General features: G+C 67.3%; 12 protein-coding genes. 10 read left to right on the top strand and 2 right to left on the bottom strand.

The window, feature by feature from the left end; genetic code table 11:
* Positions 1–185: 185 nt before the first annotated feature.
* Complete coding sequence (locus AMD30_RS22100) at positions 186–1004, bottom strand: DUF1353 domain-containing protein (protein WP_055477121.1); 819 nt, start codon at positions 1002–1004, stop codon at positions 186–188.
* Between the two features lie 72 nt (positions 1005–1076).
* The gene (locus AMD30_RS22095; protein ID WP_055477120.1) at positions 1077–1676 is read right to left on the bottom strand and encodes a TetR/AcrR family transcriptional regulator; all 600 of its coding nucleotides are present in this window, start codon (positions 1674–1676) and stop codon (positions 1077–1079) included.
* A gap of 101 nt (positions 1677–1777) precedes the next feature.
* Here AMD30_RS22095 and AMD30_RS22090 point away from each other — a divergent pair, with 101 nt between their 5' ends.
* The 10 genes from AMD30_RS22090 to AMD30_RS22045 all read left to right on the top strand — a co-directional run bounded on the left by AMD30_RS22090 (position 1778) and on the right by AMD30_RS22045 (position 11121).
* Positions 1778–2305, top strand: coding sequence for a DUF4242 domain-containing protein (locus tag AMD30_RS22090; protein ID WP_055477119.1), 528 nt, complete (start codon positions 1778–1780; stop codon positions 2303–2305).
* Between the two features lie 5 nt (positions 2306–2310).
* Entirely contained in the window at positions 2311–3345 is a 1035-nt protein-coding gene (locus AMD30_RS22085) for an acyl-CoA dehydrogenase family protein (RefSeq protein ID WP_055477118.1), read from the top strand.
* Positions 3321–4055, top strand: coding sequence for an ABC transporter ATP-binding protein (locus AMD30_RS22080; RefSeq protein WP_055477117.1), 735 nt, complete (start codon positions 3321–3323; stop codon positions 4053–4055). Before AMD30_RS22085 ends, AMD30_RS22080 begins: the two co-directional genes overlap by 25 nt.
* Positions 4052–5215: an ABC transporter substrate-binding protein gene (locus AMD30_RS22075; RefSeq protein ID WP_055477116.1), complete on the top strand. Its 1164-nt coding sequence runs from the start codon at positions 4052–4054 to the stop codon at positions 5213–5215. The genes AMD30_RS22080 and AMD30_RS22075 overlap by 4 nt, the downstream gene beginning before the upstream one ends.
* On the top strand, positions 5212–6000 hold the full coding sequence (locus AMD30_RS22070) for an ABC transporter permease (protein WP_055477115.1): 789 nt from the start codon (positions 5212–5214) through the stop codon (positions 5998–6000). Before AMD30_RS22075 ends, AMD30_RS22070 begins: the two co-directional genes overlap by 4 nt.
* Positions 6001–6364: 364 nt before the next feature.
* The gene (dnaK, locus tag AMD30_RS22065; RefSeq protein ID WP_055477114.1) at positions 6365–8209 is read left to right on the top strand and encodes a molecular chaperone DnaK; all 1845 of its coding nucleotides are present in this window, start codon (positions 6365–6367) and stop codon (positions 8207–8209) included.
* Positions 8206–8838, top strand: a complete 633-nt coding sequence (gene grpE, locus AMD30_RS22060) for a nucleotide exchange factor GrpE (RefSeq protein WP_010842654.1) — start codon at positions 8206–8208, stop codon at positions 8836–8838. The genes dnaK and grpE overlap by 4 nt, the downstream gene beginning before the upstream one ends.
* 109 nt (positions 8839–8947) lie before the next feature.
* Positions 8948–10147: a molecular chaperone DnaJ gene (dnaJ, locus tag AMD30_RS22055; protein WP_055477113.1), complete on the top strand. Its 1200-nt coding sequence runs from the start codon at positions 8948–8950 to the stop codon at positions 10145–10147.
* Between the two features lie 3 nt (positions 10148–10150).
* Complete coding sequence (locus AMD30_RS22050) at positions 10151–10549, top strand: heat shock protein transcriptional repressor HspR (RefSeq protein ID WP_010842656.1); 399 nt, start codon at positions 10151–10153, stop codon at positions 10547–10549.
* A gap of 104 nt (positions 10550–10653) precedes the next feature.
* Complete coding sequence (locus AMD30_RS22045) at positions 10654–11121, top strand: SRPBCC family protein (RefSeq protein ID WP_010842657.1); 468 nt, start codon at positions 10654–10656, stop codon at positions 11119–11121.
* Positions 11122–11127: the final 6 nt, after the last annotated feature.

Genomic DNA, 11127 nt, shown 5'->3' with positions numbered 1-11127 from the left:
CATGTGTGAGACCGTGTCGGCTTCGGCCGGGCGGGCAGCATCGACCCCGGCGAGGAACTCGCCCGGTAGATCCGTCCACGCCCCCACAGTGCCCCCCAGAGACGCTGCAACCCGATCGAATCGACCGGTCCGACTGAATGCTTCCAAGGTAAACCCGACCACCGACAAGAATGCTTCGCCATCCGCTACGTGAGCCCGCCGGTGCGGGCGGCCTTCTCCGACAACAGGTACAGCGCATAGGCGAAGTACGCCACGATCGCGGCGGGCAGGAGCCACAATGCGGCAACGGCCGCAACGAGACTCGCCGCCCACTGTCGTCCCCACAGCGGTGCGGCGACGAAGATCATCAGCAGTGAGAGCGCGAGCGAGACCGCCGGTGACGACGTCGGCCACGGCCAGCCGAAGAGCAGTGCCCCAGTCGAACCGACAGCCGCCGAGATGCCGACGACGCTCAGCAGCAGCCACACGACCACACTGAGGCGTCGCCATCCGCCGGCGACCCACCGCGTGCGGAGCGCCACCGCCGACCACATGATCCACCGTCTAAGCCAGGGCACGCCGGAGGTCCGCATCATCTCGCGGAAGAAGCGATCGGACAGCGTGTCGCTTCCGAGTGCACCGGAGTTGACGGTGCCCGTGATGAGTTCGTCGTGTATGAGTGCTGCGAGTGAATGTCTGCCGTAAGGGTTTTCGAACCAGCGCAGGAACCGGGGGATCGAGGCGAGGTCGGTCGGGTTGTCGTCGCGGGGGACGAACGTTCGGGCTGTGTCGACGGCCCGTCGTGCGTCGGCACCCGTAGAACCCCGCTCGATCAGCTGTCCGACCATGTACTCCTCGACATCGGGATCGTGGAACCGAAACGCATTGCGCACGAGAAACTGTCGTTCATCGGTCTGTGCGATGTCGACTTCTCCGCGCCCGGTCGGATCGTCGACGACGAAGCCCGATTCAGGTGCCACCCGCCATGACACCCATCGCTCGTCGCCCGATGTGTGCTCGGCCATCACCACCTCCGCGTCGAAGGGATGTATCGACGGTAGCGCTGATGTTCCGCGGGAGGGTGCGGAATGCCCGGCTCACCCGGTGGTGCGGTCGAGCAACGCCTCCACCAACTGCTTCCCGGTCTCGATGGGGGCGGTGGATCGGGCCATCTTCGACCCCGACAGCGCGCCGTCGTAGACCACCTGGATCTGCCGCGCGATCACGTCGGGTTCGGGAGCGCCGAGTGCGCGCAGGTTGTCGCCCAGGGTGTCGAGCAGCCACGCCCGGTGCGCGGCGATGGGTGGTAGGTCGGTGTCGGGGAACTCCGTCGCGGCGTTGGCGTACTGGCAGCCCCGGAAGTTGCGGGTCGGGGCACCGGCGATGGCGAGGTCGAAGAACGCGAGGATGCGTTCGCGGGGGCCGGCAAGGGTCTTGGTGGCCTCGAGCCATCGGTTTTGATCAGCCTGATCCAAATGGTCGAGGTAGGCGACCACGAGCCCGTCCTTGGAGCCGTATGCGGAGTAGAGGCTGGCCTTGGCGACCCCGGACTCGCGCAGGATCTGATCTATGCCCACTGATCTGATCCCTTGTGCCGCAAAGAGTTTGGATGCAACGGCAAGGAGTCGTTCGGCCGGGGTGTTCTTCCCGGTCGCGTTCGACGCGCGCCGGGCGCTCGCTTGGGTGGGAGTGCTCACGTCGCCAAGCGTAGACCACGATCCGACATAGACAGACCGGTCTGTCTATGCCAGGGTCGGTGCGGTCACCAGCGGGCACACCGACGCAGAAAGGCTCACCCATGGCGCTCTTCCTCTACGAACTCGAACCTGCCGACAAAGATGCGGGCAAGGTCGAGGAACTCATCAAGGGGCTCGACGCGCACCTGCGGACCGCGGGCGGCGAACTGATCGAGACGCAGGTGACCGAAGGTGCCGGCCGACTGTTCGTGATCGCGGAGTTCGAGGGGTGCCGCGCCGCGGGACTCGACGACGTCGAGGCGTTCACGGGACTCGTCGCCGCCGGACCGGACGAGGTCCGGCTCGTCGGCGCGGATCTGGAGGAGCTGAAGAAGGCACGCCCGACCGCCGGCTACCTCGTCGAGTGGGACATCCCCGAAGCCATCGACATGGACACCTACCTCGCCCGCAAGAAGGCCAACTCCCCGAAATACGCCGACGTCCCCGAGGTCAGCTTCCTGCGAACCTACGTCCGCGAGGACACCGACAAGTGCCTGTGCTTCTACGACGCCCCGGACGAGGCGGCGGTCCGTCACGCCCGCGCGGTCGTCTCGACCCCGGTGGACCGCCTCCACCGTCTGCAGGGCTGAACGACGTGGTGCCGACGCTGACCGGTGAGCTCGATGAGGTGGTCGCCTCCGTGGCCGATCGCGCCCGCGACCTCGACGCCGGGCACGCCGACACCCGGGTCGACATCACCGCGGCCGGTGCGGCCGGTCTCCTGGGGAGGGGAGTGGTCGACGGTTCGCTCGCGTCGATGATCGAGGTCATCGAACGTGTGTCGTCGGTGAGTCTGTCGGCCGGGTTCTCGCTGTGGGCGCAGCGGATGACGATCGAATACGTGGCTCGGTCACCGGAGCCGTTGCGGGAGAAGCATCTTGCGTCCCTACTCAGCGGTGAGCGGATCGGTGTCACGGCAATGGCGGCGGGTCTGAAGCAGGTTGCCGGGCTCGGCGAGGTGCCCATCACCGGGCGTCGCGGCCGGGCAGGTGTCGTCGCGAGCGGACCCATCCGCTGGGCGTCGAACGTCTACGACGAGTCGCTCATCGTGCTGCCGGTGCGCACCGAGGGCACGACTCTCGTCGCGGTCGTCGACGCGGATGCGCCCGGCGTCGACATCCGTTCTGCGCCGGACCTGATCGGGCTCGGGTCGACCGCATCGACGTCTCTCGAACTCACCGAGGTCACGATCCCGGACGACAACGTGATCTCCGCAGACTTGACCGCGTTCGTCCGGGGGATTCGTCCGGTGTTCCTGTTACTGCAGTGTGCGTTCTGCAGCGGAGCGATCGGCGCCGCCCTCGACGGTGCCGCCGAGTCGCTGGCCGGCGTCAACGAGGTGTTCCGTCCCGAGTTCGACGAGCGAACGGCCGAATTCGACTCGATACGTTCGCGTCTCGCGGTGTACGCCGCCGAGCCGACGACACCGTCGCCGGCCGATCTGATCCGGTTGCGCCTCGATGCTGCCCGAACCGCGGTCGCGGCCTCCCGGCTCGAGGCGACCGTGTGCGGCGGTGCGGGTTATGCGACCGGAACCGCCACCAACCGGCGTTTCCGGGAGACAGCTTTCATCCCCATCCAATCACCTTCGGAAGGACAGCTGCGGTGGGAACTCGCGCAGTTCGAATAACCGGTGGCCGGAAGGCCTTTCGTGGCACGACGGTGCTGTCGGGAATCGACCTCACGGTCGACGACGGCGAGTTCGTCGCCGTTCTCGGGCGCAGCGGCAGCGGAAAGACCACACTTCTGCGTGTGCTCGCCGGTCTCGAGACGCTGAATTCGGGAAGCCTGGAGTGGCAGGACGAATCGGGCGGGGAGCGGCCACACACGGGGGTGGTCTTTCAACGCGCCCTGCTGATGCCGTGGCTGACCGTCGAAGAGAACATCCGGTTCGGCCGACGATTCGCCGCCCACCGTGCGTCGTTCGAGAACGAGTACGCGCTCGGCCTGTTGCGTCGGTTCGGGCTCGACGGTCTCGCCGACCGGTACCCCGATCAGCTGTCGGGCGGTCAGGCGCAGCGAGTGGCGATCATTCGTGCGGCGGCGATCCGGCCCCGGCTGCTCCTGCTCGACGAACCGTTCAGCGCACTGGATCCGGCCGTGCGCGGTGAGTTGCGGGGTTGGCTGGCAGAACTGGCCGGTGAACTGGGGATCACCGTCGTCCTCGTGACCCACGACGTCGACGAGGCGCTCGAACTCGCCGACCGGATCGTCCTGCTGTCCGAGACCGGACGTATCGGCGGGGAATGGGGCACCGGCTCGGGCGTCGATCGAACCGATTCGGAGCGGCGCGCGGAGATCCTGATGCACTTCGGCCGACAGGTGGGGCAGCAGGTGTGAACGCGCCCATCTCACGCCGACTCCTCCTCGCCGGGGTCGGTGGGCTCACCGTGGCGGGCGGCATCGGAGGCGTCGTCGGCCTCGGCCGGGCCGCGACGGAAGCGCCGCCGGGTGCCTCCGATGCGCTGCGGGTCGGTTACCTCCCCATCACCGATGCGGCGCCGCTCCTCGTCGCACATGCCGCCGGACTCTACGACCCGTCTGCGGTGAGCTCGACGAAGCCGGTGCTGTTCCGGAGCTGGTCCTCCCTGGCGGAGGCCTTCGTGACGCGCAAGGTCGACGTCGTCCATCTGCTGATGCCGATGGCGGTGGCACTTCGGTACGCGATGAAGAGCCCGGTGCAGGTGCTGGGCTGGAATCACACCAACGGATCGGCGTTGACCGTGGCGCCCGACGTCGTCGACCTCGAGCAGCTCGCCGGCGCGCAGGTGGCCATTCCGGCGTGGTGGTCGATCCACAACATCATCCTGCAGCGGATGCTGCGCACCCACGGATTGCGACCGGTCATCCGTACCGGGGCATCGCGTGGCGACAAGACCGTCGAACTGGTCGTGATGAGTCCCTCGGACATGGTGCCGGCGCTGGCCAACGGATCGATCGGCGGCTACGTCGTCGCCGATCCGTTCAACGCGATGGCCCAGGTGCGTGGGATCGGCCGCATCCACACCTTCCTCGGCGACGTCTGGCGCCAGCACGCGTGCTGCGCGCTCCTCGTCCACCAGTCGGCCATCGACGAACGCCCGGCCGCGGTGCAATCCCTCGCCGACTCCGTGGTCGCGGCCCAGCATCACATCGACCTCGACCGTCCCCGGGCCGCTGTGGAACTCGCCGGCGGGTACCTCCCGCAGCCGAAACCGGCCATCGCCAAGGCGCTGACCTACGACCCGGCCGACTTCGCCGTGAGCAACGCCGAGTGGCAACCGCAGCGACTCGGATTCCAGCCCTTCCCGTTCGCGAGTTTCACCGAGCGGCTCGTCACCGAGATGGACAACACCCTCGTCGACGGCGATCGCCGATTCCTCGCGCGCCTCGACCCGGCAACCGTCCATGCCGACCTCGTCGACGATCGATTCATCCGTAGCGCCATCGGATTCCGTGGTGGCGCAGCCGCTCTCGGACTACCCGCCGACCTCACGAGAACCGAACAGGTGACGTCATGACGCTGCTGACCCAGGACGAGACCGCGACGGCCCCGCGCCGGCGATCCGGTTCTGCCCTCGCCCCGCCGCTGGTCGCGATCGCGGTGCTGGTCGCGATCTGGTGGGCGACGACGACAGTCGTCCCCGCCGAGGACTCCCTCGCCCGCCAGTTCGCTCCCCAGCAGGTGTTCCCGGCGATGTGGGAACTCCTCGACCGCGGGGTGTTGCTGCCCGACATCGGACTGAGCCTGTGGCGGTTGCTGATCGGTCTGCTGATCGCGGTCGTGCTGGGCCTCCCGCTGGGTCTGCTGATCGGTCTGAGTCTCACCGCGGAGCGCGCCGCGAATCCGATCGTCGCCTTCTTGCGGATGATCTCGCCGCTGTCGTGGGCTCCGGTCGCGGTGATGGTGTTCGGCATCGGCAACGAACCGGTCATCTTCCTGATCGCGATCGCGGCGATCTGGCCGATCGTCATCAACACGGCCGCCGGGGTGAAGTCGATCGACCCCGGCCTCGTCGAGGTCGCGCGATCGTTCCACGCCACCCGTACCGAAGTCCTCACGGCCGTGGTGATCCCCGCGATCCGCGGCAACGTGCAGACCGGTGTCCGCGTGGCACTCGGGATCGCCTGGGTGGTCCTGGTACCCGCTGAGATGCTCGGCGTGCGCTCGGGCCTCGGCTACCAGATCCTCAACGCCCGCGATCAGCTGGCCTACGACCAGGTCGCCGCCCTGATCGTCGTGATCGGCATCCTGGGCTTCCTGCTCGACGCGGCAGCCCGCTTGTTGCTCACCCGACGACGGTGAGCACTGGTCCGTGACGTCGGTCACCTGGGTAGTTCCTGGTGAGCGGCTGATGATCCGTATGACGGTGCGCCCGGAATCCGGGCACACCGTCATACGCATCTGTGGTCTCGTCGGGACTGAGCGGCATCCGCTCAACTTTTTTCGACGACCCGGGAACAATCCGCCGATGAGGCCCGTTACACACTTCGAGAAACCTGAGTGATGTGGACTCAAGTAGGTTTGACTCGGACCCACTTTTTCAGTAGGACATGAGTCGGACGCACTGAAGTCCGGTCCCGCAGAGTTTCGCCACGACATCCCCGCGGTCGCGAGACCTCGGGACAAGGACTCGGGTGCACACCCACAAACTAGGAGGAAGCCAAACATGTCTCGTGCTGTTGGAATCGACCTCGGTACCACCAACTCGGTGGTCGCCGTGCTCGAAGGCGGCGAAGCCGCCGTCATCGCCAACGCCGAAGGCGCGCGGACCACGCCGTCGGTGGTCGCGTTCGCGCGTAACGGCGAGGTGCTGGTCGGTCAGCCCGCGAAGAACCAGGCGGTCACGAACGTCGACCGCACCATCCGCTCCGTCAAGCGCCACATGGGCGAAGGCGACTGGACCGTCGAGATCGACGACAAGAAGTACACCCCGCAGGAGATCAGCGCGCGCACGCTCATGAAGCTCAAGCGCGACGCCGAGTCATACCTGGGTGAGGACGTCACCGACGCCGTCATCACGGTGCCCGCGTACTTCAACGACTCCCAGCGTCAGGCCACCAAGGAAGCCGGCCAGATCGCCGGCCTCAACGTGCTCCGCATCGTCAACGAGCCGACCGCGGCCGCCCTGGCCTACGGCCTGGACAAGGGCGAGAAGGAACAGACCATCCTGGTCTTCGACCTCGGTGGCGGTACCTTCGACGTCTCGCTGCTCGAAATCGGCGACGGTGTCGTCGAGGTCCGCGCGACCTCCGGTGACAACCACCTCGGTGGTGACGACTGGGATCAGCGCGTCGTCGACTGGCTCGTGGAGAAGTTCAAGAGCCAGAACGGCATCGACCTGACCAAGGACAAGATGGCCCTGCAGCGTCTGCGTGAGGCCGCCGAGAAGGCCAAGATCGAGCTCTCGAGCTCGCAGAGCACCTCGATCAACCTGCCCTACATCACCGTCGACGCCGACAAGAACCCGCTGTTCCTCGACGAGCAGCTCTCGCGCAGCGAGTTCCAGAAGATCACCTCTGATCTGCTGGAGCGCACCCGCGCACCGTTCCAGGCCGTCATCAAGGATGCGGGCATCTCCGTCGGCGACATCGACCATGTCGTGCTCGTCGGTGGTTCGACCCGTATGCCGGCCGTCACCGACCTGGTGAAGGAACTGACCGGTGGCCGCGAGCCCAACAAGGGCGTCAACCCGGACGAGGTCGTCGCCGTCGGCGCCGCACTGCAGGCCGGTGTGCTCCGCGGTGAGGTCAAGGACGTGCTGTTGCTCGACGTCACCCCGCTCTCCCTCGGCATCGAGACCAAGGGCGGCGTGATGCACAAGCTGATCGAGCGCAACACCACGATCCCGACCAAGCGGTCGGAGACCTACACCACGGCCGAGGACAACCAGCCGTCGGTGCAGATCCAGGTCTATCAGGGTGAGCGCGAGATCGCCTCGCACAACAAGCTGCTGGGCAGCTTCGAGCTCGGCGGCATCGCCCCGGCACTGCAGGGTGTCCCGCAGATCGAGGTGACCTTCGACATCGACGCCAACGGCATCGTGCACGTCACCGCGAAGGACAAGGGCACCGGCAAGGAGAACTCCATCCGCATCCAGGACGGTTCCGGCCTGAGCAAGGACGAGATCGACCGCATGATCAAGGACGCGGAGGCCCACGCCGACGAGGACCGCAAGCGCCGCGAGGAGGCCGAGACCCGCAACCAGGCGGAGTCGCTCGTCCACCAGACCGAGAAGTTCCTCAAGGAGAACGAGGACAAGGTCCCGGCGGAGGTCAAGGAGAAGGTCGAGGCAGCCGTCTCCAACGCGCAGGAAGCGTTGAAGGGCACCGACACCGCCGCGATCAAGACCGCGATCGAGAAGCTGTCGGAGGAGTCGCAGGCCCTCGGCCAGGCGATCTACGCCAACGCCGCGGCAGAGTCCCCCAACGGTGAGGCTGCCGGCGCCGACAGCGATCCCGACGTCGTCGACGCCGAGGTCGTCGACGACGCTGACACCAAGGAGAACAAGTGACCGCAGGATCCCATTCGACGAATGGGTCCGGCGAGGAGCCGGTGACGGTGACCGACCGTCGTCGCATCGACCCGGAAACGGGTGAGGTGCGCGACGAGCCGGCCGCCGGACCCGGCCCGGCCGACGCCGGACCGGTCGTCGACGAGTCACAGGTCGGCGAGGAGCAGGCCGACGCCGCACCCGACGAACCGGATGCACGCGTCGCCGAACTGACGGCCGACCTCCAGCGTGAACGCGCCCAGTTCGCCAACTTCCGACGGCGTGCCGCCGAGGAGAAGCAGGGCTCGGTCGCCTACGGCAAGCAGATCCTGATCGACAAGCTGCTGCCGGTCATCGACGACCTCGACCGTGCCCGCGAGCACGGCGATCTCGACAGCGGGCCGCTGCGTTCGGTCGCCGACAAGCTGGCCGGTGTGCTGGCCGCCGAAGGTCTCGTGGCCTTCGGTGCGTCGGGTGACGAGTTCGATCCCGAACTCCACGAAGCCGTGCAACACGACGGCACCGGAGCACATCCGGTGATCGGATCGGTGTACCGATGCGGCTACCGCCTGGGCGAGAAGGTGATCCGCACCGCGATGGTGACGGTCACCGATCCCGCTCCCGCGGGTGACCAGACCGGTGCACAATAGAGCGAACACCGATCCCTGAGGTGCGAGGAGCGCAGACCGCGAACCTCGCACCTCAGGTTCTTCGCAAGACATTCATCCAGACAACAGAACTCAGAGGAGGTGACGTCTGGTGGCACCACAACGTGAGTGGTTAGAACACGACTTCTACAAGGACCTGGGCGTTGCTTCTGACGCTTCGGCTGAAGAGATCAAGAAGGCCTATCGCAAGCTCGCGCGCGAGCTGCATCCGGATGCCAATCCGGGTGACACCGCGGCCGAGGAGCGCTTCAAGCGGGTGTCCGAAGCCCACAGCGTGCTCGGCGACTCCGAGAAGCGCAAGGAATACGACGAGACACGCGCCATGTTCGCCGGCGGACGATTCCGCGGCGGCGGCAACGGCTTCCCGGGCGGATTCCCCGGCGGCGGAACGACCTACACCACCGGCGGTAACGACTTCGACCTCGGCGATCTGTTCGGCGGGGCGCAGACCGGCGGCGGCGGGGGCGGTTTCGGCGACATCTTCGACGGACTGTTCAACCGCGGCGGCGGAACGCAACGTACTTCGACGGCGAGCCGTCCGCGTCGCGGCAAAGACCTCGAGACCGAGACGACGCTCTCGTTCTCCGATGCCGCGCTCGGCACGACCGTCCCCCTGCGGGTGACCAGCCCGTCCCCCTGCACCACCTGCCACGGTTCGGGCGCCAAGCCCGGAACGAGTCCGCGTGTGTGCGCGAACTGCAACGGTTCGGGCTTCGTGAGCCGCAACCAGGGCGCGTTCGGTTTCAGTGAGCCCTGCCAGGACTGCCAGGGCACCGGTTCGCGGATCGACGATCCGTGCACCGACTGCGACGGAAGCGGAGTGAAGGTCCGCGCACGCACCATCAACGTGCGGATTCCCGCCGGCGTCGAGGACGGACAACGCATCCGGCTCGCCGGACAGGGCGAGGCCGGGCGGCGTGGGGCCCCATCGGGTGACCTGTACGTCGTCGTGCACGTGACCCCGCACAAGCAGTTCACCCGCAGCGGCAATGACCTTCGGGTGCAGTTGCCGGTGCGGATCTCCGAACTCGTTCTCGGAGCGACTGTCTCGGTCCCGACGCTCGAGGGCTCGGTAGGGGTGAAGATCCCGCCGAACACCACCGACGGCCGCACCCTGCGGGTGCGTGGTCGCGGTGTGCCCAAACGGTCCGGCGGTGCGGGCGACCTGCTCGTCACCGTGAAGGTCGCGGTGCCGAACAAACTCGACGAGGCAGCGGTCGAGGCGATGCGCGCCTACGATCAGGCCGAGCGGGCAAGCGGTTTCGACCCGCGGGCGGACTGGGGGCGATGAGTGATGGCCGGTCAGAAGAACTTCGACGCCGACGGCGCGACCTTTCTGATCTCGGTCGCCGCCGAACTCGCCGGCATGCACGCGCAGACCCTGCGGACCTATGACCGTCTGGGGCTGGTCACCCCGCAGCGGACGAGTGGTGGCGGTCGCCGCTACTCGTCCCGAGACGTCGAACTCCTGCGGGAGATCCAGCGTCTCTCGCAGGAGGAGGGCGTCAACCTCGCGGGCATCAAGCGCATCATCGACCTGAGCAATCAGGTGGAGGCTCTCCAGCACCGGGTTCGCGAGCTCACCGACGAGGTGCAGGCGTCGCGGACCCGCCGCGGTGGCGAACTCGTCCCGGTGCCGCGCACCAACGCCCTGGTCGTATGGCAGCCGCGACGTAAGCGCACCACCGACTGACTCATCACACCCCTCGCCGGGCCCGACATCCGATCGGGCCCGGCGTCGTGGCGCCCGGGCGCAGTTTTCGACGCGAGCCGGTCGACGTGCGTAACGTTGACCGCATGGCTTCCGAACCCGTCACCACCGTCGACTCCGGTCCCCACAAGGTCTCGCGTCGGGTGGTGGTGAACGCCCCGGCCGCCGATGTGTTCGCGCTCGTGTCGAACCCCCATCGCCATCCCGAACTCGACGGCTCCGGCACGGTGCGCGACACCCCCGTCAGCGGGCCCGAGACATTGACCCGCGGCGCGCGTTTCAGCGTCGGGATGAAGCAGTTCGGCGTGCCGTACAAGATCACCTCGACCGTCACCGACTTCGAACCCGACCGGGTCGTCGAGTGGCAGCATCCGATGGGCCACCGCTGGCGGTGGGAGCTCGAATCGACCTCGCCGACCACCACCGCCGTCACCGAGACGTTCGACTACTCGACACTCCGGGTGCCGAAGGTCATGGAACTCATCGGCTACGACAAGAAGAACGGCAAGGGGATCGAGGGCACGCTCCGGGCGCTGGCGGCCCGGTTCGCCTGAACCCCG

The organism is Gordonia sp. HS-NH1, assembly GCF_001418765.1.
Lineage (GTDB): Bacteria > Actinomycetota > Actinomycetes > Mycobacteriales > Mycobacteriaceae > Gordonia.
The sequence above is the reverse complement of the archived record's forward strand: the minus strand, read 5'-3'. Positions and strand labels throughout refer to the sequence as shown.